This is a genomic window from Neorhizobium sp. T25_27, from assembly GCF_002968565.1.
Taxonomy (GTDB): Bacteria; Pseudomonadota; Alphaproteobacteria; order Rhizobiales; family Rhizobiaceae; genus Neorhizobium; species Neorhizobium tomejilense.
The window spans coordinates 60,987-82,663 of sequence record NZ_PVBJ01000006.1; the positions used below are offsets into that span (position 1 = coordinate 60,987).

Genomic DNA, 21,677 nt, shown 5'->3' on the forward strand with positions numbered 1-21,677 from the left:
GCGGACGCGAGGCGATGAGGGGGCCGGCGGAGCCGGGCCAATCGATCCAGCGGATCGATTGCAGCAGCTAAAGTGGAAGGCGAAGTGTTGGCTGCGCCCCCCTCATCCGACCCTTCGGGCCACCTTCTCCCCGCTGGGGAGAAGAGGGAGCTCGCGGTTACCACTGTATTCCAGCTCATAAGCCTGCTTCACTCTACCCAATGAACATCCGTCAGGACGTTCGAAGGGATCGGTTCGTTTTCCCACAGGCCCTTTACCTTGCCGTCCCATACACCGAGCTTCGGCATGACGAACAGGAAGAGCGCCGGCACGTCGTTGGCGAGGATGGTCTGAGCCTCGCCGTAGAGCTTTTCCTGACCGGCGGCGTCGGAGGTCATCTCGACCTTTTTCAGCACGTCGTTGAAGGCCGGGTTCTTGTAGTTGAAGTAGTAGGGATCGCGGGAATAGATGTCGATGTCCATCGGCTCCGCATGGGCGACGATGGTCATGTCGTAATCGGCGGCCTTCAGCACGTCGGCCACCCATTTCGCCGGGAATTCGGTGGTCTCGATGTTCATCGTCACGCCGATTTCCGCAAACATCGCCTGCAGCACCTGTGAGGTGCGCTGCGCATAGGCCATCTGCGGCGCCTTGATGGTGAAGGTGAAGCCGTTCGGGAAGCCGGCCTCGGCAAGCAGCGCCTTCGCCTTGGCGGCGTCATAGGGATAGACGCCGGTCAGGTCCTTGTAGCCGCGGTCGTTCGGCGTGTAATGGCTGCCGATCGGCGTGCCGAAACCGGACCAGGCGCCTTCGACAACGGTGGTGCGGTCGACGGCCATCATCAGCGCCTGACGCACCTTCTTGTCGCTGAACGGCTTGCGGGTGTTGTTCATGCCGGCGACGACCTTGAGCTCGGTGTTGCCGATGACCGTCGTCAGCCGCTTGTCGCCCTCGAAGGACTTGATGAGTTCCGGCGCCCCGAATTCCGGGAAGGCATCGACGTCGCCGGCCTTCAGCGCCGCGGCCTGTGCCTGCGGATCGCTGATGAAACGGAAGGCCGCGGTCTCGAGCTTCAGGGAGACGGCCTTGTTCCAGTAGTCGGCATTCCTGGCGAGATCGACCTTGGAACCCTTCGACCAGCTGACGAACTTGAACGGGCCGGTGCCGATCGGGGTCGTCTTGTTGTCGGCGGCCGATTTCGGCTCGACGATGCTCGAGGACGGCCAGCCGAGCCAGTAAAGCAGGCTGCCGGCCGGCTGCTTGAGCTTCAGCACCAGCGTCGCCGCATCCGGTGTTTCGACCGTGTCGATCGAGGCGAAATAGCGCTTCTGCGGATTGACCGAATCCGCGCCGCGGGCGCGGTCGATCGAGAATTTGGCAACCGCGCTGTCGAAGGCGACGCCGTTATGGAACTTGACGCCCTGGCGGAGCTTGAACGTGTAGGTCAGCCCATCCGGCGAAATCTGCCAGCTTTCGGCAAGCTGCGGCTTGATCTTGCCGTCCTTGTCGATGGTCGTCAGGCCTTCGAAGATGTTCTGCCAGGTCACCTGGCCGATCGCGACCGGTGCGGCGACCGTCGGATCGAGACCGGCCGGCTCGATCGCCATGCCGACGGTGATCGCGGTTTTTGCTGCCGCCTCCGCGCCGGTTTGCCCTAAAAGCAGGCCCGCGCTGATCGCAAGGCCAAAAGCTGCACTCTTCAATATGGTCGCAGAGCCCAAAAGCGTCATCCTGCCCATCCGTCATCCCCTTTTTTGGAACGAGACCCGCCTGATCGGCACCTGCGGGATCGTCGATTGCCAAAAGTGTGTCATTTCGCAGGTGCACACACAATGCAGAATTTTGTGTCCTCTGTGTAGCCGAAAACGCTACACCGAATGTAATTAAGCGTTTGCCCTTTTAGGCGCCGATTTGCGCGCATCGGCGCCGCGCATGAAGCGCTCGATGAAATCGACGAGCTTGCCCGCCGCGAACGATAACTGGCGGTCCGGCGCGACACACAGATCGATCGGCGTGCGCACCGCCTTGCCGGCGGTGATCGGCACCGCCGCAAGCTGGCCGGAATCGATTTCGCGCTGCACCGCAAGCGCCGGCAGCAGCGTGACCGCTGCGCGGCGCAGAACCAGTTCCTTCAGCATCTCCAGCGAGCCGGTGACGAAGACCGGATCGAGCTCCAGCCCGTCCTTGGCGAACAGTTCCTCGAAGGCCTGTCGCGCGCCGAAATTCTTGTCGGGAAGAGCGAGCGGCATGTGGACGAGATCGCGCAGTGTCAGTTCCCTGGCACCGGCGGACGGATGGTCGGCGGCCATGATGACATCATAGGTGATCTCGGAGCGCAGCCGCACCTTCACCCCGGATATCTTTGGTGCAAACAGCGTCACGACCAGATCGGCCTCGGCGGCGGCGAGCGCCTCGACCGCCTCGCGCGCACTGGTGATCGCCACCTCGAACCGCAGCTTCGGGTAGCGCAGGCTGAATTCAGCAAGCACCGGGGCGATCAGGTTGGCGACCGTCGCACCGTTCGCATAGATCACCACCTTGCCGCGCTGCAGGCCCTGCAGGTCGTCAATCAGCTGGTGGACATGTTCGAGTTCGCGCAGCGTCCGCCCTGCCCGCGCCGCCAGTAGTTCGCCAGCGGCAGTCAGCTTGATGCCGCGGTTGCTGCGCTCGACGAGCGGCGTGCCGAAATAGTGTTCGAGGTTCTCGATCTGGCGCGAGACGGCGGTCGCTGCAACGTTGAGATTCTCGGCCGCCGCCCGCATCGAATTGGTGCGGACCAGTTCGTCGAAATACATAAGCGCCCGAAGCTGCATGCGATCCTGCCGGCTGAAACATGTCGCCCGAAAACGCGGACCGGTTTCGGGATAGTGACGTTGATAAAATCGAGACGCTCGTCAGCCGCGGCGAAAACCTTCGCTGGCGACGAGCAGCTGGCGGGTATAATCGGCTGAAAACTCGCGGTTTTCCAGCGCTTTCCGCGGCACCGTCTCGACCACCTTGCCGTTTTTCATCACGGCCAGCCGCTCGCACATATGGCTGATGACGCCGAGATCGTGGCTGACCATCACGAATGTGAGGTTACGGTCGCGGCGCGCCTGTTCGAGCAGATTGAGGATTTCCGCCTGGATCGAGGCATCCAGCGCCGAGGTCGGCTCGTCGAGCAGCAGGATCTTCGGCTCCAGGATCAGCGCCCGGGCAATCGCGATACGCTGCCGCTGGCCGCCCGAAAGCTGATGCGAATAGCGGAACCGGAAGCCCGACCCGAGACCCACCTCGTCGAGCGCCCGGTTGATGCGCTTCTCGATATCGGTGAAACGGTGGATGACGAGCGGTTCCAGCAGCAAGCGGTCGACCGTCTGGCGCGGATGCAGCGAGCCATAGGGGTCCTGGAAGACCATCTGCACGGTGCGGTAGAAATCCTTGTCGCGCTTGCGGCCGGAATAGGGGCGGCCGTTGACGCTGAGCGTGCCCTGGTCGAAGGAGGCAAGGCCCGAGACGGCGCGCAGGAGCGTCGATTTGCCGGACCCGGATTCGCCGACGATGCCGAAGGATTCGCCCGTGCCGATATCGAAGTTCACATGATCGAGTGCCGCAAACTCATCGTATGTGACGACCATGTCGCGGATGGAGAGAGCCGATGTCATAACGCCCACTCCGGCTTGCGGTCGAGCACGGGCAGCGGATGCCGGTCGGAACCAATGGTCGGCAGGCAGTTCAAGAGCCCGCGCGTATAGGGATGCTGCGCATCGGCGAGATTGGCGGCCGGCAGTTCCTCGACGATCCGACCGGCATACATGACGATGACGCGGTCGCAGAAGGAAGAGACGAGCCTGAGATCGTGGGAGATGAAGATCAGCCCCATGCCCCGGTCGGCCACCAGCTTGTCCAGGATGTCCAGCACTTCGAGCTGCACTGTGACGTCGAGCGCCGAGGTCGGCTCGTCGGCGATCAGCAGTTCCGGGCCGCAGATCAGCATCATGGCGATCATCGCCCGCTGGCCCATGCCGCCGGAAACCTCGTGCGGATAGAGCGAGAAGACCCGTTCCGGATCGCTGATCTGCACCGCTTCCAGCATGGCGAGCGCCCGCGCCTTGGCCGCCGAGGTCGAAATCTTCTCGTGCGTCTTCAGCGTCTCGACGATCTGCCGACCGATGGTCATCACCGGGTTCAGCGAATATTTCGGGTCCTGCAGGATCATCGCCACCTTCTTGCCGCGCAGGTCGCGCCGCTCGCGGGCCGGCATGGCCAGGAGATCCCGGTCGCCGAAAGCCAGCTTCCGTGCGCTGATCTTGGCGTGGCCGGGGGTCAGGCCCATGATCGCGCGCCCGGTCTGCGACTTGCCGGAGCCGGATTCGCCGACGATGCCGAGCCGTTCGCGGCCGAGCGCGAAGGACACGCCGCGCACCGCCTGCACGTCGCCGGTGCGGGTCGGGAAGGTGACTTGCAGATCCTCGACCGTCAGGAGCGGCTTGACCGTCATTGGCCAGCCTCCTTCGGATCGAGCGCATCGCGCAGGCCGTCGCCGAGCAGGTTGAAGCCGAGGCTGACGATCAGGATCGCAAAACCCGGCATGGCGGCGACCCACCATTGATCGAGGATGAAGCGGCGGCCCGAGGCGATCATCGCGCCCCATTCGGGAAGCGGCGGCTGGGCGCCGAGGCCGAGGAAACCGAGGCCGGCGGCGGTGAGGATGATGCCGGCCATGTCGAGCGTGACGCGCACGATCAGCGACGAGAGGCAGAGCGGCATGACGTGGCGCAGCACGATGCGGAAGGGCGAAGCGCCCATCAGCTTCACCGCCGAGATGAATTCCGAATTGCGGAAGGTCATCGTCTCGGCCCGTGCGATACGCGCATAGGGCGGCCAGGAGGTGACGGCGATGGCGAGGATCGCGTTCTCGATGCCGGGACCCAGGGCCGCGACCAGCGCCAGCGCCAGCACGAGTTTCGGGAAGGCGAGGAAAATGTCGGTGATCCGCATCAGCACCGCATCGACCCAGCCGCCGGCATAACCGGAGACCGTGCCGACGATCAGCCCGATCGGGGCCGCGATGATCGCCACCAGCACCACCACCAGCAGCGTCAGCCGCGAACCGTAGAGCAGCCGCGAGAGAATATCGCGGCCCTGATCGTCGGTGCCGAGCAGATAGCCCGGCGAGCCGAGCGGCAACAGGCGGGAATTTCGCAGGTCGCCCTGCACCGGGTTATGCGGCGCCAGGACGTCGGCGAACGCAGCCACCACCAGCAGCAGCACGATGATGGCGAGGCCCAGGAGCGCAAGCCGGTTCTCGGCGAACCGGCGCCAGATCACGTAGGCGCGACCAAGTTGGGCCTGGCGGCGCGAGGCGGGTCGGTCGGACAGCAGCCATTCGCGGCTATAGGGCTTTGGGGTCTCGTCCAGGGCTATTGAGGGCCGGCTCATCGGTTTCGTGTCCTGGGATCAAGCGTCCGATACAGAAGATCGGAGAAGAGATTGATGCTGACGAAAACGACGCCGATGGCGATCGTTCCGCCGAGCACGGCATTCATATCGGCATTCTGCAGCGAATTGGTGATATAGAGACCGAGCCCGGGCCAGGAGAAGATGGTTTCCGTCAGCACCGACCCCTCGAGCAGGCCCGCATAGGACAGCGCGATGACCGTCACCAGCGGCACCGCCGCATTGCGCAATGCGTGGAACCAGATGATCCGCGTCTCCGACAGCCCTTTGGCCCGCCCGGCGACCACATATTCCTGCGCCAGTTCGTTCAGCATGAAGGAACGAGTCATGCGGCTGATATAGGCGAGCGAGAAATAACCGAGCAGCGACCCCGGCAGGATGATGTGACGGAACAGGTCCCAGGCCACGTCCCACTGGCCCTGCCAGATGGCGTCCAGAAGATAAAAGCCGGTAATCGGCGTGAACGTGTATTCGTAGACGATGTCGATGCGGCCCGGATAGGCAACCCAGTTGAGGCGCGCATAAAAGAGCACGAGCGACAGAAGGCCCAGCCAGAAGATCGGCACGGAATAACCGATCAGGCCGATCACGCGAACGATCTGGTCGGCGATGCTGCCCCGTTTGACCGCCGCCAGCACCCCAAGCGGCACGCCGATCAGCGCCCCGATGAGCGTGCCAATCGTGGCAAGCTCGATCGTCGCCGGGAACACCCGGGCAATATCGGTCATCACAGGATTGGTCGTCAGCACCGAGGTACCGAAATCACCGGTCACGGCCTGCTTGAGATAGATCCAGAACTGCTGGTAGAGCGGCAGGTTGAGGCCCAGCTCTTCGCGCACCCTCTCTACGACATGCGCCGGCGCCCGGTCGCCCACGATAGCGAGCGCCGGATCGATCGGCACGACGCGGCCGATAAAGAAGGTGACGGCAAGCAGGCCGAGGAATGTGGTGGCCGCGGTCACGATGAACCGCAGCACTGCCATTGTGGAAGACGATGCACGGCGCCGTCTGCGCCGTGTCGCTACTGTCGTATCGATCAAGGTCAAGGAAGCGGCCTTTCAGGCTATTCCTTCGACACCGTATAGACGAAGTTCGTATCGAAGCTCGGGCCAAGCTTGAAGTTCTTGAGCTTGGGCGAATAACCGGCCACTTCCGTCTGCTGGAAGATGAGGACGAACGGGCTCTGCGCCAGCACCTTCCGCTGCAGGTCTTCGTAGATGGCGGCGCGCTTGCCGGCATCCTTTTCGAGCAACGCACCCTTGGCGGCGTCCGAGAGTTCCTTCGGAACCTCCCACGCATTGCGCCAGGCAAGCGTCTTGGTCTTGCCCCCGTCCGAATTGTCGGGGTTGATCGTGAAGGTCTCGGCGTTCGAGTTCGGATCGAAATAATCCGAGCCCCACTGGCCGATATAGATGTCATGCGTGCGGGCACGGAACTTGGTCAGCGTCTGCTTACCGTCGCCAGGGATGATCTCGAGCTTGATGCCGGCTTGCGCCAGCGTCTGCTGCACGCTTTCGGCAATACCGGTCACCGGCTGCGTATTGCGCACATCCATGCTCACTGTGAAGCCGTCCTTGAAGCCTGCCTTTGCCAGCAACTCCTTGGCCTTGGCCACGTCCAGCTTGTAGGGATTTTCGTTGAGCGCGCCGAGCTGGCCCTTGGGAAGGAAAGTCTGGTGGATCTCGCCGATGCCCTTGATCAGCGTCGCGCCGATCGCCTCGTAGTCGACAAGGTACTTGAAGGCTTCAACCACTTCCGGCTTGGCGAGGTTCTTGTTCTTCTGGTTGAGGCTGAAGTAATAGACCGTGCCCTTGGGTGCCGACGTGAGCCGGATGCCGTTCTTCTTCTGAACCGCATCGAGATCGCCCGGCTCCAGGTTGCGGGCAACGTCGATATCGCCGTTTTCAAGCGCCAGGCGCTGGCCCGAGCTTTCCTTCATGTGACGGTAGATAACCCGCTTCAGCTTCGGCTTTTCGCCGTAGTAGTTGGGGTTGGCTTCCATGATGACGGCTTCGTTTGCGCGCCAGGCCATCGTCTTGTAGGGGCCGGAGCCGGCATAGCCGGTCTTCATCCATTCATTGCCGAAATCCGTGTCGTATTTGTAGTCGGCGTTCGGCGTTACCTTCTTGGCATGTTCCGTCACGACCTTCTTGTCGACGACGGAAGCCACCGTGGCGGTCAGCACGTTCAGCACGAAGCTCGGGGCATAAGGCTTGTCCACCGTGAATACGAAGGTCGTATCGTCGGCGGCCTTCGCCTTTTCTGTGACATTGTCGCCCGTCAGGCCGAACTGGGTGAGCAGGAAGGCTGGCGACTTGTCGAGCTTGACCGCGCGCTCGAAGGAATAGGCAACATCGGCGGCAGTGATCGGGTTGCCGGACGCGAATTTCAGGCCGGATTTCAGCTTGAACGTGTAGGTGAGGCCGTCGCCGGAGGTCGTCCAGCTATCGGCCAGGTCGCCGATCACCTTGGATGTATCGGCCGGGTCCAGCATGACGAGCTTGCTGTAGCAATTGGCGGTGATCTCGGCAGTCGACAACTCGAACGCTTCGCCCGGGTCGATCGTGATGATGTCGTCGATCGCGAAGCCTTCGACGAGCGTATCGGCCGGCGTCGCGGCAAATGCCTGCGGTGCCGCCGACAGCAGCAGCCCGAGTGCGGCGCTGGTGGACAGCACTCGAAGGCTCTTGTTGAGCGAATGGATCATGGTCTGCGTACCCCTGTTTTTGTTCGTTGGACCTTTGGAAAGAAGCCTATTCGTGCCAGGCCTTCCCCAAAACTCTGAGCCAGTTTTCCCGGCATAGCTTTTTCAGCTCTGCGTCAGCGTAGCCCGCTCCCTTGAGCGCCGCAACCAGATTTTGATTGCCCGCAGCATCATGTATTTCTTCGGGAATCGAGGCGCCGTCGAAGTCCGATCCGAGCGCCACGTGGTCGATGCCCATGCGTTGCACCATGTGGTCGATATGACGCACCATGTCTGAAAGCGGCGTGGCGACATTGTCGCGCCCGTCGGGGCGCAGCATGGTCACCGCATAGTTGAGACCGACGAGGCCGCCGCTTTCCTTGACCGCATCGAGCTGTTTGTCGGTGAGGTTGCGGGCGACCGGCGTCAGCGCATGCGCGTTCGAATGGCTGGCGATCAGCGGCTGGTCGGAAGTCCTGGCCACATCCCAGAACCCCTTCTCGGTGATGTGGGCGAGATCGATCAGGATGCCGAGCGTGTTGCAGGCCCTGACCAGCTCGAAGCCATGGTCTGTGAGGCCCGGTCCGGTGTCGGGCGACATCGGATAGGCGAAGGGCACGCCGTGGCCGAAGATGTTGTGGCGGCTCCAGACGGGCCCAAGCGAACGCAGGCCGGCAGCGTGGAAGACTTCGAGATTGTCGAGATCCGGATCGATCGCCTCACAGCCTTCCATATGCATGACCGCGGCGAAACGGCCATCGTCAATCGCCTTGGCGATGTCGGCGGTCGAACGGCAGAGCTGCCAGGCGCCAGCGCGGTCGAGGCGGAGCGCAATCGACGCCATTTCGAGCGCGGTCGTCAGCGACGGCAGATGATCGAGCGGGACGGAGAGCGGCGTGACGTAGTGACCGTTCTGATCGGGTTCCTTCAGAACCAGTTCGCCGGACGGGATATAGATGGCGCAGAGCCCGCCTGCGAGACCGCCAGCCTTGGCGCGCGGCCCGTCGATATGGCCGCCTGGTGTGCCCTTGGCAAATTCCGCAACCGGATCGCCGCCCGCCTTCATGTTCCGCCAGAGCCGCAGGAGCACGTCGTTATGGCCGTCGAACACCAGTTCCATGAAGTTCATTCCCGATTGTCGTGTGAAAGTTCCAAGGTGAGCAATGCGGCGATCCTAGCCCGCCGCTCCTCTTTCGCAAGCCGGAAAACGCGTCAGGCCATCCAGCTCCCCTCGCCCGCCTTCTTCAGCATCGGGGTCCTGAAAACGCTCGTCACACGCGGCCGCCATTCGGTGCCGAACGCATCGAGCTTGTCGTGCCAGCGCTCCGATTGCAGCATGGCCGCACCGATGACCACCGGCTCGACACCGAGCGAGGCCATCAGCGTGAGGCCTGAAACAATCGAGGTGCCGCTGGAAATCACGTCGTCGATCAGCGCCACGCGCCTGCCCTTTATCAGCGGCAGCATCCGCGGATCGGCATAGAGGCGCTTCTGCTGTTCGGGTGTGGTGATCGAGGAGAGCGGCACCGACAGGTTTTCGTCGTACCAGAATTTTCGCGAGGTCCCGAGCGGCACATAACGCAGATGGCCGAGCGCGCGGGCGACCGCAGCCGCAAGCGTCAGACCCAAAGTCGGCAGGCCGACGATGACTTCCGGGCGAAAGGCCGCGATCTTCGGCGCAAGGTCGGCGGCCAGCGCGTCCTGCACATCGAAGCTCGCCTGGTTGATGATGAGGGAGGCGAGCGCGTGCTCCCCGTCCGCAAGCGGCCGGATCGGCAGCCTGATCTGGCTGCCGTCGTCCAGTGTCGCGGGGAAGAAACCGGAAAACGGTCCCGCCCGATCGAACGAACCTGCCGGATGGACGTCCTGCCAGAAATCATGCGGCTGCATTCGCTTTTCCTATTCGAGAATTTCGAGGATCGGCGATTCCAATAGCGTGCCGGTGGCGACGTCGGCAATGCCGCGATCCGTCTGGTGCGGGCCGGGATTGCAGGCAAGCGTCGCGCCGAAACAGGCCTTGAACACGAGATAGGGCGGCTGCCAGTCGACGAGACCGTCCATGGCAGCGCGGATTTGTCTGAAACCTTCGGCCACCTCCGCCATCGGCGCCTCCGAGACGAGGCCGGAAAGCGGCAGCGGCAACAGGGCTTCGACCTTGCCGCCGGTTGCCACCGCCATGCCGCCGCCGGCCTCGATCACCGCATTTGCGGCAGCCGCCATGTCGGCCGGGTCGGACCCGAAGACGGTGAGGTTGTGGCTGTCATGGGCAAGCGTGGTGGCGAATGCGCCCTTCCACGTGCCCCAGCCGGTCAGGAACCCAAGACGGGTGCGGCTGTCGGCCCGGCCGTGGCGGTGGGTCACGGCGATCAGTGTCGTGCCCTCCGGGGGTACCACGTAACCATCGACGACATCCGCATCCGTCTGCCCCCAGTTTGTGAAGCGCGGACGATCGATCGTCGCGAGCCTGACTTTGCGGCCCTTTGCGGGCAGTTTGAAATCGTCCGCCTGAAGCGGCTTGAGCTTGACCGAATCCTGCAGAACGCAGGGGTCGGTCGCATCGAGTTCCACCGTCATGACGCCGTCACGCGCGATCAGCGTGCCGCTGGCAAAGACATGGCGGGCGCGGAAATCCGTGAGATTCTCGAAGAGGACGATATCAGCCCGGCGACCAGCAGCGATCAGGCCGAGATCGGCGCGGCCGATGCGGACGGAAGCATTGAGCGTAGCCGCCTGCAGCGCCCATTCCGGTTTCATGCCGTAACGCACCAGCCGGCGCACCACGTCGTCGAGGCCGCCGCCCTGAACGAGATCGTCCGGGAAGACGTCGTCGGTGCAGAGCGTCACCGTCTGTGGCAAACGTCCGAGCGCGTTGAGTGCCTCGACGAATTCCGGCAGCAGATGATCGTGGGATCCGCGCATCTCGATCGTCAGGCCCGCCCGCAGCTTGGCCATCAGGTCGGCGCCGGAGACGAGCTCGTGGTCGGAGGTGATACCCGACGCCATGAAGGCTGCGAGATCCGGCCCGACGAGGCTGCGGGCATGGCCGCAGACCGGCTTTTCGGACACCAGCGCCGCCTGCACGATGCCGCTCATGCGCGGATCGCGGTCGATGACGCCGCGCATGTTCATGACTTCGGCAAGCCCGCCGATCTTCGGCCAGAACAGCATTTCCTCGATCGTCGCCGCGTCGAAATCGGCGCCGGCCATTTCGAGGCCGGGCGCCGACGGCACGCAGGACGGCGCCAGAACGACGGCACGCAGCGGCAGCGGCTTCACCGCTTCGAGCGCCCAGGCCACACCTTCGGTCCCGTGGACATTGCCGAATTCATGCGGGTCCCAGACGACGGTCGTCACCCCGCGCGGCAGCACGGCGCCCGCATAGGTCGCCGGCGTCACCATCGAACTTTCGATATGCATATGCGTGTCGATGAGGCCGGGCGAGATGAATGTGCCCGCAGCGTCGATGATCTCCGCGGCATCCGAGCGGGAGCCGGTCTCATGGACGCTGGCGATTACAGGGCCAACGAGACCTATATCGGCCGGGCGCAGCTCGCCCGTCACCATATCGACCAGCGTGCCGCCCGATATCAGAATATCGAACGGCGCATCGCCGCGGGCCGCCGTCACGGCGCGGTCACGCAAGCCCGGCTCGGTAAACTCCTGTACGCTCGAGATGATACTCTTCACCAGCTTGCCTCTGCCCGCAGTGTTTCAAGAATGATGGCTCTCGCCTTTTCGACGTCGATATCGACGCCATAGGCCGCATTGAATTCGCCCCGGCCGGTGCGGGTCTCGACCACGGTGCGGCCGCGCGTCAGCGTGCCGGACAGTTCGACATCGATGCGCGCTTCGCACCAGGTGACATGTTCCGGAAAGGCTAAGGCGACGGCCGCGACCGCATCGTAGAGCGCCATGGCCGGACGGCCGCGGCTGGTGGCGATCGCCACGAACCCGGCGAGAAGATCGGCAACCAGTTCCGCATTGCGCCCGCCGGCAGCCCGGATCGGCGCGACGTCGTCCGGCGCGCAGAGCACCTTGCGGCAGAGATCGAGATCGACCATCCGCAACGGGATCTTGTGAGCGAGCACGATCGCCAACGCTTCCGGATCGGCAAAGGCGTTGAACTCCGCGGATGCGGTATGATTGCCGGTGGTGACCCCGCCGCCCATCCAGGTGAGACCGGTGATCCTGGCTGCAAGATCCGGCCGGGCGAGCGCCACTGCCGCGATATTGGTGAGCGGTCCAAGCGCCATGATGCGGCGCTCACCCCCCTCTTCACCATCACCTTTGCCCTTTTCGAGCCAGGAACAGAGCGCTTCGAAGGCATCGGCATGAAACGCATCCGGTGCTTCGGGCAGAGCCCGGCCGGCGGTCGGGATGCCGGTCTGGCCCAGGATACCGGTCGCGGTCTCCATTTTTGCAAGCACCGGTGCGGCGCGTCCCGCATGGACCGGGAAGGGCCAGACAAAAGCGGAGGCTGCGCCGGCTGCATTGCGGCGGACATGCTCGATAGGCGCGTTGCCGAAGACCAGCGAAACGCCGTCGACGCCAAGCCCCGCATGCGCCGCGACCATGATCGCAGCGATGTCGTCGAAACCCATGTCCGTGTCGATCCAGATACCCATGTCGGCGGATCCTACACGAATCGCGACAGCGGCGCGGCCTTTTCGGCCGGCAGGTCGAAGGCAAGAGCATCGCCCAGCGCATGCGCCGGCTGGCTCGCCTCCACCTCGGCCTTGATCGGACCGAAGGAGCTGTCGAGCAGGTATTCCCGTGCATCGCCGGCAAAGGATGTACCGCGCACGGTGCCCTGGAAAGGACCTGTCCCCAGGGTCACCATACGCGGCCGCCAGGCAAGGCCCGCCGCTGAAGGGGCCCCGCTGGAAACGTCGCCTGAAAGGTCGATGAGACCGGCGCTGGTCTTCATCTTTCCGTTTTCGAGCGGGAAAATGTTTTCGAACCCGACGAAGTCCGCGACGAAGGACGATGTGGGGCGGTTGTAGATGTCTTCCGGCGAACCGATCTGCTCTATCTTACCGTTCTTCATGACCACAATGCGGTCGGCGAGCGCCAAAGCTTCGGCCTGGTCGTGGGTGACGAAGATCATCGTCACCCCGGTTTCCTTCTGCACCCGCTGCAACTCGGTGCGCATTTCGAGGCGAAGGCGGGCGTCGAGGTTCGACAGCGGCTCGTCGAGCAGCAGCACCTTCGGTTCCATCACCATCGAACGGGCGAGCGCCACGCGCTGCTGCTGGCCGCCGGAAAGTTCGGCCGGCTTGCGGTTGGCGAAGGTCGAAAGGCCGACGGACTTCAGGCCGGACTGGACCTTGGTCTCGAGTTCGGTGCCGCGCATGCCCTTGAGCTTCAGCCCGAAGGCGACGTTCTCGTAGACGGAGAGATGCGGGAACAGCGCATAGGATTGGAACATCAGGCCGACTGCGCGTTTGTTCGCCGGTACCCGGGTAATGTCGGCGCCGTCGAGGCGCACATGGCCGCTCTTCACCGCCAGCAGGCCGGCGATCGCCCGCATCGTCGTGGTCTTGCCGCAGCCGGAAGGGCCGAGCAGCGCGATCAACTCGCCCTTGCGGATATCGAGATCGAGGTTGGCGACCGCGACGGAATCGCCATAGGCGAGCGTCAGCTTTTCGAGCGAGAGATAGGACGCATCAGACATAGCGGGAGAACCCCAGGAAACGTTCGGCGATGAAAACGATGCCGATGGAGAGGAAGGCGAGCAGCGACGAGAGCGCTGCGACGGAGGGATCGAAGACGATTTCCATATAGGCGATCATGTCGACCGGCAGGGTGCGCACGCCTGGCCCCGAGAGGAACAGCGATACCGGCACCTGGTTGAAGCTGGTGACGAAGCCGAGGATGAAGGCCGACATGATGCCGCCGCGGATGTTCGGCATCACCACCCGGAAGAAGGCACCGAGCCGCGAGGAACCGAGCAGCACCGCCGCTTCCTCGATATCGGAGCGCAGGTTGTCGAGGCTGGCGGAGACGACCCGGACCGCATAGGGCAAGACCAGCGCCGTATGGGCGAGGAACAGCGCCAGCGTGATGCCGACCTGGAACGGCACGACGATGTAGCGCAGCAGCGCCAGGCCGACGATGATGCCCGGCACGATGATCGGCGCCGAGACGACGGTGCGGACGATCTCCGCTCCCGGCAGCTTGTAGCGCGACAGTGCATAGGAGGCCGGAATGCCGAGGACAAGCGCCGCCGCCGTGCCGCCGATCGCCAAAAACAGCGACATGCCGAACGAGGCGCGGAAACTTTCGACCGTGAAGACCTTGGCGATCCAGCGCAGCGAAAACCCCTGCGGCGGGAAGGCAAGCGTCTCGCCCGCCGAGAAGGATGCCGCGACGATGATCAGGAACGGGCCGATCAGGAAGGCGATCACCAGGAGGAGCGTGATCGGAATGAAGAGGCTGCGCAGCGTCATGCCTGGCTCCTCTGCTTGTTGCGCGCCGTGGCGACCCGCTTGAGAAGGATGTTGGCGGCAAAGCTCATGACGATCAGGATGAAGGCGATGACGCTCGCAGCGACGAAATTGTTGGAGACCGCAACCTGCTGGTAGAGCAGCGTTTCGAGCATCAGCACCTTTGAGCCGCCAAGGATCGCGGGAGTGATATAGGCGGTCAGCGAGCCGGTGAAGACCAGCGTGCCGCCGACGACCAGGCCTTCCTTGGTGAGCGGCAGCACGACCTTCCAGAACACCTGGAACCAGTTGGCGCCGAGTACGCGCGCCGCCGGAATGGCATCCTTGGGCATGTTTTCGAGCGCCGAGATCAGCGAGATGATCATCAGCGGCAGGAAGAGCTGTAAGAGGCCGATGAAAATAGCCGTCTCCGAGAACAGGATGCGCAATGGCGCTTCGGTGATGCCGAGCGCCTGGAAAGCCTGGTTGACGATGCCGGTGCGGCCGAGGATGACGATCCAGGCATAGGTGCGGGCGACCGGCGAGATCATCAGCGGCAGCACTACGAGGCCTGTGACCTTGCCCTTGGCGCCGGGTTCCAGGCTGACGATCGCGAACGCCGCCGCATAACCGATCACCGCCGAGGCGATGGTAACGAGGGCGCCGAGCCGGAGCGTGCGCAGGAAGACCGTCTGGTTCAGCGAGTTGGAGAAGAAATCCGTATAGGCGGAAATCGTCCAGCCGCCGGTCGGCACGCGAAATCCATCCGATAGCAGGATCACGACAGGCACGAGAAACACCGCCGCCGCGAAGATCGCGGCCGGCAACGCAAGTGCCAGCGCTTCGGCCCTGTTCTGGAACATGGTGGTTCGATCCTGTTCAATGAGTCAGGATGCGGGCAGGCATTCGCGCGCTGCCCGCATCCCTCAGCCTTGGGAGGCTATTCCGTGGTTGCGTCGGCCCTTACTGGCCGACCTTCTCGTTCCAGGTCTTGATCCAGCCGGCACGGTTGTCGAGTGCGACGGCGGACGGGATCAGCTTCAGGCTCTTTGCCGTTTCCTCGCCATAGGTGAGGTTATTGGCAATCGCTTCGGGAAGCTTGACGTCCTTGTTGGACGGGCTGTCGATCAGCTTTTCGGCGAGCTTGGTCTGGACTTCGGTCGAGAGCCAGAAATCCATGAACTGCAGCGCGAGGTCGCGGTTCTTGGAGCCCTTGGTGACGGTCATGACGTTCATGCCGCCCGTCTGGCCTTCCTTCGGCGTGGCCCAGGCGATCGGGAAGCCGAGCTTGGTGAAGGGCGCCCAGGTGAAGCGGCCGATCGGCGCTGCCCAGATTTCTTCCTGCTGCATCAGCTGCACCAGCTGCGACGACTTTTCGTAGAAGGTAACGATCTCGCCCTTCTTGGCACCGACCGCTTCGATCGGGGCCTTCAGGTCCGGCGTGTCCTTGGCAAGCGCCAGACCCAGCATGTAGAGCGCCGGCGGGCCCTGGTTGGTGGTGACGTTCGGCCATGCGACGTGGCTTGCATATTCCGGCTTCAGCAGATCGGCCCAGCTGTCGATCTTCATCTTGTCCGAACGGTAGGCGATCGAGGTTGCATAGAACGTGTAGCCGACGCTCATGCCGTCGCCGTTCGGATTTTTGGCAACGTCATAGAGCTTGCTGAAGTTCGAGAGCTTGGAGGTATCGATCTTGTCGGTCAGGCCGGCGCGCGAGGCGGCGAGCGCATCCGCCATCGAGATGACGGCCATGTCGACGACCGGGTTAGCCTTGTTGGCCTCCATCTTGGCGAGGCGCTCGACGCTGTTGCCGGTCTCGACGACCAGCTTGCAGCCGCAGATCTTCTGGAAGGGATCGTAGACGATCTGCTTGTATTCGTCCTGGGCCAACGCATAGACGGAAATCGTCAGCGTCTTTTCCTGGGCGAAGGCCGGGGTCTGCGCGGCACCCATGGTGAGCATCAGGGCGGTGCCCGACGCAAGAATGACCTTGTTCATGATGTGATTTCTCCTGCTGTCGGCTTGTTGGGGGTTGGGGCATGCAAATTCGGAGTGCGACCGGTCTGCGGGGCGGCCGTCGACTGGCGCACGATGAGCTGCATCGGGACGCGATCCGTCTCGGAGGTAACGTTGCCGGTCGAAACCTCCTCGGCTCCGTTCTCGGTCTCTCCCTCGGGCTCGATCGCGCGGATCAGCGCGGCAATCGCCAGATCGGCGATCGTGGCCATGTCCATGCGTACCGTGGTGAGCGCCGGCGTGACCACCGCCGACCAGATGAGATCGTCGAAACCGGTGACGCTGACCGTTTCCGGCACGCCGATGCCGGCGCGCTGCAGCTCCGTCAGCGCCCGAAGCGCCGAAAGATCGGAGACAGCCGCAAAGGCCGTGAAACCCGCCCTGGCCTTGTCCGCCAGACCGAGCGGGCAGCCTTCGCCCGAAACCGCCTCGACTTTCTCGATCCACATCGTATCGCATTCGACCTGCGCGCCGAGGCCGGCTTTCAGCCCGCCGATACGGTCGTTCTGCACGTTCGAGGAAGCGCTGGTGCCGACCAGCAGCACCTTGCGGTGGCCAAGCTCCGCAAGATGGCGGCCCATCTGGCTGCCGCCGTCCCAATGGTCGGCCGAAACGGTATTGCCGGGCGTCGAGGGCGTATCGATGATGGCAACGGGACAGCCGACATCGGCGATCCGCGTGCCGCGCCGGGGAACGATGACCATGCCGTCGACGCCACGTTCCAGAAGCCGGCCGATCGCCTCGGTCTGCGCCGCGATATCGCCGCGGGAGTCGGCGATGAGCACGCCGTAGCCGGCATTCGAGGCGGCGTTCTCGATCGCCTGGGCAATCTGCGGGAAGAGCGGGTTGGCGATATCCGGCAGGACAAGCCCGAGTACGCCGGTGCGGCCGGTGCGCAGCGCCCGGGCGGTCAGGCTCGGCACATAACCGAGCTCGCTTGCCTTGGCGCGCACCTTCTCGATAAGCTCCGGAGACACGCGTCCCTTGCCGGAAAGCGCATTCGACACGGTCGCCGCCGACACGCCGAGGGCGGCGGCGATGGCGCTCATGTTCGGTCCGGGACGGGGTGAAGCCATATCATGCTCTGATTAAACGTTTAAGCACGAATACTTTGATCAACGGCCTTTGTCGAGTCGTTTGTAAATGCAGTCCGGATATCCCCACATGCGGCCTTGACTTCCCCGCCCCGACCTGTGGAAATCCTCAAGTATTCATGAGGAAACAGCGATGCAGGACGACGAGATAACCGGCCTTTCCGCCACGGCACTTTCAGAAGCGATCCATGATGGCCGGGCCTCCTGCGCCGAAGTGATGACGGCCTATCTGGGACGAATCGACAGGCTCAATCCCGCAATCAACGCGATCGTCAGCCTGCGCAGCCGGGACGAGCTTCTGGCCGAGGCTATGGTACGCGACGCAGAGCTTGCCTCAGGCAAATCGCGCGGCTGGATGCATGGCATGCCGATCGCCATCAAGGATCTCTGCGAAGTGAAGGGCATCCGCTGCATCTATGGCTCGCCGATCTTTGCCGATTTCGTGCCTGAGAAGGACGAGGTGATGGTCGAGCGCATTCGCGCGGCCGGCGCGATCATCATCGGCAAGACCAACACACCGGAACAAGGGCTCGGCTCGCAGAGCTACAATCCGGTGCACGGTGTCACCAGGAACCCCTACGACCTGACCAAGACGGTCGGCGGCTCGAGCGGCGGCGCGGCGGCGGCCCTTTCGGCACATCTCCTGCCGGTCGCTGACGGCGGAGACATGATGGGCTCGCTGCGCAACCCCGCGGCCTTCAACAACGTCGTCGGCTTCCGCCCCAGTTTCGGCCGCGTCCCCTCCTCCCTGAAGCCCGAGAACTTCATGGGCCAGCTCTCCGTCCTCGGACCCATGGGCCGCACGGTGAGCGATGTTGCCGCCCTGCTTTCGATCCAGGCCGGCTACGATCCGCGCGATCCGCTATCCCTGCCGACCGAGGACCTGACGCCGCAGGATGGCCGCGACTTTTCAGGCGCCCGCATCGCCTGGCTCGGCGATCTCGGCGGTTACCTGCCGTTCGAACCCGGCGTGCTGGAACTCTGCCGCGCGACGCTTCCTGTCTTCGAAGGGATCGGCTGCACGGTGGACGAGTTTGCTCCGGACTTCGACATGGACGACCTCTGGCGCTCCTGGACGACGCTGCGCAGCTGGCTGACCGCGAGCGGCATGCGCGACAACTACGACGATCCGGAAAAGCGCGCCAAGATGAAGCCCGAGATCATCTGGGAAATCGAGCGCGGGCTCGACATGACGGCGCGCGAGGTGCACTTCGCCTCGAAACGCCGAAGCGCCTGGTATCAATACCTGCTGACGGTGTTCGACCGGTACGACTACCTGATCCTGCCGTCCGCCCAGGTCTTCCCCTTCGATGCGGAAACCCATTGGCCGAAGGCGATCGGCGGCCGGACGATGGACACCTATCACCGCTGGATGGAAGTGGTGGTCCCCGCCTCGATGGCCGGCCTGCCGGTCGCCGCCATGCCCGCCGGCTTTGGCGCAAACGGCCTGCCCGCCGGCATCCAGATCATCGGCCGGCCGCGCGCCGACAAGGCGGTGCTGGAGATTGCGCTTGGCTATGAGGCTGCAACCGATTGGTTGGACATGCGGCCGAGGCTGTAGGCGAGACGGTGCGGCAAACTCCCAAGAATCTCCCCCCTTGTGGGGGAGATGTCACTAGAGGTGACAGAGGGGGTGGCGCCGCGAATTCAACTGTCGAAGAGTATGCCGCGACACCCCCCTCTGCCCTGCCGGGCATCTCCCCCACAAGGGGGGAGATCACATGCCGCACCCACTCTACCAGCCCACAACTTCTTCCCGATACCGCCCGACCTCCTCGATCAGCCACGCCCGAAACGCGGCGACCGGCCGAAAATCCACCTTGCTGAGCGGCGCCACCGCATAATAGGCGCTGGGGCTCGTCACCTGGTGCGGGTACGCTTCGACAAGCTGGCCGCTCGCCAGCTCCGAGTCGATCAGCAAAAGCGGCATCAGCGCAACGCCGAGGCCTGCGATACAGGCTTGGGCGACGTTGCCGAACTGTTCAAAACGCATGCCCTGCGACGGCGTTCCGCTGATGCCAAGGCTTTCGAACCAGTGGTTCCAGGCGCCCGGCCGCGAGGCCATGTGCAGCAGCGGCATGCGCATCAGGTCCTCGGCCTTTTTGATGGGGTGCAAAGCGAGGAATGCCGGCGACGAGACCGGCGCCACCATTTCCTCCATCAGGAAGGTGCATTCCGCGCCCGGCCAGTCCGGCCCCTTTTCACCCCTGGGCCCTATGTGGATCGCCATGTCGATGCCGTCGCGATCGAAATCGAAGACCCCGATGCGGGTGGCGAAATTGAGCGTGATCTCCGGATGCCTTGCGACGAATTGCGGGATGCGCGGCATCAGCCAACGGGTACCGAAGGTCGGCAGGATCGCGAGGTTCAGCTGATCGCTATGCCGTTTGGTCATGACCTGCAATGACGCGGAACGGATCTGCGACAGTGCGTTCGCAACCACCTTGGCGTATTCCGCCCCCACCGAAGTGAGGCTGACGCCGCGGCTGGTACGGTCGAAAAGCTGGATCCCCAACTGCTCCTCCAGGCCGGAAACCTGCCGGCTGATCGCCCCTTGCGTCAACGACAGCTCTTCCGCCGCGCCTGAGAAACTGCCGAGCCGGGCAACGGAATCGAAGGCCGCGAGCGCGGAGGTGGAGGGGAGCAATTTTCGCGAGAGGCTGACCATTGCCTATTACTATAGATCATGGCTTGATGAGTAAACGGTGCTTGCTCTCGGGCGCCGTGCTGGCGATAATTCTTTAAACTTCAATTTGCCAGATTTTTCAAACCGGAGGCAGACCCTTGGCTTTTTCCTGGAACGATCCCTTTCTTCTCGAAGAGCAGCTGACCGACGAGGAGCGGATGATCCGTGACGCGGCTGCCGCCTTCGCCAAGGCCGAACTCCTGCCGCGCGTCCAGGAAGCTTATCTCGACGAGACGACCGACAAGGGCCTGTTCAAGCTGATGGGCCAGACCGGCCTGCTCGGTGTGACCCTGCCGGAAGAATACGGCGCCGCCAATGCCTCCTACGTCGCCTACGGCCTCGTCGCCCGCGAGATCGAGCGTATCGACAGCGGCTACCGCTCGATGATGAGCGTGCAGTCCTCGCTGGTCATCTACCCGATCTTCGCCTACGGCTCCGACGAGCAGAAAAAGAAGTATCTGCCCGGCCTCGTCTCCGGCGAACTGATCGGCTGTTTCGGCCTGACCGAGCCGGATGCCGGCTCAGATCCGGGCGGCATGAAGACCCGCGCCGAAAAGATCGAAGGCGGTTACCGCCTACGCGGTTCGAAAATGTGGATTTCCAACGCACCGATCGCAGACGTCTTCGTCGTCTGGGCAAAATCGGAAGCCCACAACAACGAGATCCGCGGCTTCGTGCTCGAAAAGGGCATGAAAGGTCTCTCGGCGCCGAAGATCGGCGGTAAGCTGTCGCTGCGTGCCTCGATCACCGGCGAGATCGTCATGGACAGCGTCGAAGTCGGCGAAGATGCGATCCTGCCGAACGTTTCGGGCCTCAAGGGTCCCTTCGGCTGCCTCAACCGCGCCCGCTACGGCATCTCCTGGGGCGTCATGGGTGCGGCGGAAGACTGCTGGTTCCGTGCTCGCCAATACGGTCTTGACCGCAAGCAATTCGGCAAGCCGCTCGCCGGCATGCAGCTCTACCAGAAGAAGCTCGCCGACATGCAGACCGAAATCACGCTTGGCCTGCAGGCTTCGCTCCGCGTCGGCCAACTGATGGACCAACACAAGATGGCCCCTGAAATGATCTCCATCGTCAAGCGCAACAATTGCGGCAAGGCGCTGGATATCGCGAGGCAAGCCCGCGACATGCACGGCGGCAACGGCATCCAGATCGAGTACCACGTCATGCGCCATTCGCAGAACCTGGAGACGGTCAACACCTATGAAGGCACGCATGACGTCCACGCGCTGATCCTGGGCCGCGCCCAGACGGGCATCCAGGCGTTCTTCTGAGCCCAGGCGAATGGCCCTATCGGATAAAAGCCCGGCCGCTTCCAGCGCGCCGGGCTTTTATATCTTGGTGTTTCAGCCGAA

At 63.5% G+C, this 21,677-nt stretch carries 19 protein-coding genes; 2 read left to right on the forward strand and 17 right to left on the reverse strand.

The features are described 5' to 3' along the window. Window positions 1–188: 188 nt before the first annotated feature. The 16 genes from C5J24_RS17960 to C5J24_RS18035 all read right to left on the reverse strand — a co-directional run bounded on the left by C5J24_RS17960 (window position 189) and on the right by C5J24_RS18035 (window position 17,618). Complete coding sequence (locus C5J24_RS17960; RefSeq protein ID WP_105419754.1) at window positions 189–1,718, reverse strand: ABC transporter substrate-binding protein; 1,530 nt, start codon at window positions 1,716–1,718, stop codon at window positions 189–191. 144 nt (window positions 1,719–1,862) lie between these two features. Further along, window positions 1,863–2,792: a LysR family transcriptional regulator gene (locus tag C5J24_RS17965; RefSeq protein ID WP_105419756.1), complete on the reverse strand. Its 930-nt coding sequence runs from the start codon at window positions 2,790–2,792 to the stop codon at window positions 1,863–1,865. Between the two features lie 81 nt (window positions 2,793–2,873). Next, on the reverse strand, window positions 2,874–3,623 hold the full coding sequence (locus C5J24_RS17970; RefSeq protein ID WP_105419758.1) for an ABC transporter ATP-binding protein: 750 nt from the start codon (window positions 3,621–3,623) through the stop codon (window positions 2,874–2,876). Continuing rightward, window positions 3,620–4,459, reverse strand: coding sequence for an ABC transporter ATP-binding protein (locus tag C5J24_RS17975; RefSeq protein WP_105419760.1), 840 nt, complete (start codon window positions 4,457–4,459; stop codon window positions 3,620–3,622). The genes C5J24_RS17970 and C5J24_RS17975 overlap by 4 nt, the downstream gene beginning before the upstream one ends. Beyond that, entirely contained in the window at window positions 4,456–5,400 is a 945-nt protein-coding gene (locus tag C5J24_RS17980; protein ID WP_046634445.1) for an ABC transporter permease, read from the reverse strand. Before C5J24_RS17980 ends, C5J24_RS17975 begins: the two co-directional genes overlap by 4 nt. Further along, entirely contained in the window at window positions 5,397–6,401 is a 1,005-nt protein-coding gene (locus C5J24_RS17985; RefSeq protein WP_371674639.1) for an ABC transporter permease, read from the reverse strand. Before C5J24_RS17985 ends, C5J24_RS17980 begins: the two co-directional genes overlap by 4 nt. A gap of 80 nt (window positions 6,402–6,481) precedes the next feature. Beyond that, the gene (locus tag C5J24_RS17990; protein WP_105419764.1) at window positions 6,482–8,125 is read right to left on the reverse strand and encodes an ABC transporter substrate-binding protein; all 1,644 of its coding nucleotides are present in this window, start codon (window positions 8,123–8,125) and stop codon (window positions 6,482–6,484) included. A 46-nt stretch (window positions 8,126–8,171) separates the two neighbouring features. Then, window positions 8,172–9,221 carry a dipeptidase gene (locus C5J24_RS17995; RefSeq protein WP_105420118.1) on the reverse strand — a complete coding sequence of 350 codons (1,050 nt, stop codon included), beginning with the start codon at window positions 9,219–9,221 and terminating at the stop codon, window positions 8,172–8,174. 92 nt (window positions 9,222–9,313) lie between these two features. Beyond that, complete coding sequence (locus C5J24_RS18000; RefSeq protein ID WP_105419766.1) at window positions 9,314–9,991, reverse strand: phosphoribosyltransferase; 678 nt, start codon at window positions 9,989–9,991, stop codon at window positions 9,314–9,316. A gap of 9 nt (window positions 9,992–10,000) precedes the next feature. Continuing rightward, on the reverse strand, window positions 10,001–11,788 hold the full coding sequence (locus C5J24_RS18005; RefSeq protein ID WP_245446688.1) for an adenine deaminase: 1,788 nt from the start codon (window positions 11,786–11,788) through the stop codon (window positions 10,001–10,003). Next, window positions 11,785–12,726, reverse strand: a complete 942-nt coding sequence (locus C5J24_RS18010) for a nucleoside hydrolase (protein ID WP_105419768.1) — start codon at window positions 12,724–12,726, stop codon at window positions 11,785–11,787. The genes C5J24_RS18005 and C5J24_RS18010 overlap by 4 nt, the downstream gene beginning before the upstream one ends. A gap of 11 nt (window positions 12,727–12,737) precedes the next feature. Next, the gene (locus tag C5J24_RS18015; RefSeq protein ID WP_105419770.1) at window positions 12,738–13,775 is read right to left on the reverse strand and encodes an ABC transporter ATP-binding protein; all 1,038 of its coding nucleotides are present in this window, start codon (window positions 13,773–13,775) and stop codon (window positions 12,738–12,740) included. After that, window positions 13,768–14,550 (reverse strand): ABC transporter permease, encoded by a 783-nt coding sequence (locus C5J24_RS18020; RefSeq protein ID WP_105400046.1) that lies wholly within the window; start codon window positions 14,548–14,550, stop codon window positions 13,768–13,770. Before C5J24_RS18020 ends, C5J24_RS18015 begins: the two co-directional genes overlap by 8 nt. Beyond that, on the reverse strand, window positions 14,547–15,389 hold the full coding sequence (locus C5J24_RS18025) for an ABC transporter permease (RefSeq protein ID WP_105400045.1): 843 nt from the start codon (window positions 15,387–15,389) through the stop codon (window positions 14,547–14,549). The genes C5J24_RS18020 and C5J24_RS18025 overlap by 4 nt, the downstream gene beginning before the upstream one ends. A gap of 100 nt (window positions 15,390–15,489) precedes the next feature. Beyond that, the gene (locus C5J24_RS18030; RefSeq protein WP_105400044.1) at window positions 15,490–16,524 is read right to left on the reverse strand and encodes a PotD/PotF family extracellular solute-binding protein; all 1,035 of its coding nucleotides are present in this window, start codon (window positions 16,522–16,524) and stop codon (window positions 15,490–15,492) included. Next, window positions 16,521–17,618 carry a LacI family DNA-binding transcriptional regulator gene (locus C5J24_RS18035; RefSeq protein WP_105419772.1) on the reverse strand — a complete coding sequence of 366 codons (1,098 nt, stop codon included), beginning with the start codon at window positions 17,616–17,618 and terminating at the stop codon, window positions 16,521–16,523. Before C5J24_RS18035 ends, C5J24_RS18030 begins: the two co-directional genes overlap by 4 nt. Before the next feature lie 151 nt (window positions 17,619–17,769). Between C5J24_RS18035 and C5J24_RS18040 the strand changes: the two genes are divergently transcribed. Then, window positions 17,770–19,197 (forward strand): amidase, encoded by a 1,428-nt coding sequence (locus C5J24_RS18040; protein ID WP_105419774.1) that lies wholly within the window; start codon window positions 17,770–17,772, stop codon window positions 19,195–19,197. Between the two features lie 174 nt (window positions 19,198–19,371). Here the strand turns inward: C5J24_RS18040 and C5J24_RS18045 are convergent, their stop codons facing one another. Next, window positions 19,372–20,304: a LysR family transcriptional regulator gene (locus tag C5J24_RS18045; RefSeq protein WP_105419776.1), complete on the reverse strand. Its 933-nt coding sequence runs from the start codon at window positions 20,302–20,304 to the stop codon at window positions 19,372–19,374. A gap of 116 nt (window positions 20,305–20,420) precedes the next feature. On the opposite strand from C5J24_RS18045, the gene C5J24_RS18050 reads away from it, so the two are divergent. Further along, a complete protein-coding gene (locus C5J24_RS18050) occupies window positions 20,421–21,596 on the forward strand; it encodes an acyl-CoA dehydrogenase (protein ID WP_046600012.1) in 1,176 nt (391 codons plus the stop codon). Window positions 21,597–21,677 lie beyond the last annotated feature (81 nt).

Bases quoted from the DNA above. Each gene is read 5' to 3' on its own strand.
- C5J24_RS18015 (WP_105419770.1), bottom strand. From the start codon at position 13,775: ATGTCTGATGCGTCCTATCTCTCGCTCGAAAAGCTGACGCTCGCCTAT.
- C5J24_RS17980 (WP_046634445.1), bottom strand. From the start codon at position 5,400: ATGAGCCGGCCCTCAATAGCCCTGGACGAGACCCCAAAGCCCTATAGC.
- C5J24_RS18040 (WP_105419774.1), top strand. From the start codon at position 17,770: ATGCAGGACGACGAGATAACCGGCCTTTCCGCCACGGCACTTTCAGAA.
- C5J24_RS18020 (WP_105400046.1), bottom strand. From the start codon at position 14,550: ATGACGCTGCGCAGCCTCTTCATTCCGATCACGCTCCTCCTGGTGATC.
- C5J24_RS17970 (WP_105419758.1), bottom strand. From the start codon at position 3,623: ATGACATCGGCTCTCTCCATCCGCGACATGGTCGTCACATACGATGAG.
- C5J24_RS17975 (WP_105419760.1), bottom strand. From the start codon at position 4,459: ATGACGGTCAAGCCGCTCCTGACGGTCGAGGATCTGCAAGTCACCTTC.
- C5J24_RS17995 (WP_105420118.1), bottom strand. From the start codon at position 9,221: ATGGAACTGGTGTTCGACGGCCATAACGACGTGCTCCTGCGGCTCTGG.
- C5J24_RS18010 (WP_105419768.1), bottom strand. From the start codon at position 12,726: ATGGGTATCTGGATCGACACGGACATGGGTTTCGACGACATCGCTGCG.
- C5J24_RS18000 (WP_105419766.1), bottom strand. From the start codon at position 9,991: ATGCAGCCGCATGATTTCTGGCAGGACGTCCATCCGGCAGGTTCGTTC.
- C5J24_RS17960 (WP_105419754.1), bottom strand. From the start codon at position 1,718: ATGGGCAGGATGACGCTTTTGGGCTCTGCGACCATATTGAAGAGTGCA.
- C5J24_RS18035 (WP_105419772.1), bottom strand. From the start codon at position 17,618: ATGGCTTCACCCCGTCCCGGACCGAACATGAGCGCCATCGCCGCCGCC.
- C5J24_RS17985 (WP_371674639.1), bottom strand. From the start codon at position 6,401: ATGGCAGTGCTGCGGTTCATCGTGACCGCGGCCACCACATTCCTCGGC.
- C5J24_RS17965 (WP_105419756.1), bottom strand. From the start codon at position 2,792: ATGCAGCTTCGGGCGCTTATGTATTTCGACGAACTGGTCCGCACCAAT.
- C5J24_RS18030 (WP_105400044.1), bottom strand. From the start codon at position 16,524: ATGAACAAGGTCATTCTTGCGTCGGGCACCGCCCTGATGCTCACCATG.
- C5J24_RS17990 (WP_105419764.1), bottom strand. From the start codon at position 8,125: ATGATCCATTCGCTCAACAAGAGCCTTCGAGTGCTGTCCACCAGCGCC.
- C5J24_RS18045 (WP_105419776.1), bottom strand. From the start codon at position 20,304: ATGGTCAGCCTCTCGCGAAAATTGCTCCCCTCCACCTCCGCGCTCGCG.
- C5J24_RS18025 (WP_105400045.1), bottom strand. From the start codon at position 15,389: ATGTTCCAGAACAGGGCCGAAGCGCTGGCACTTGCGTTGCCGGCCGCG.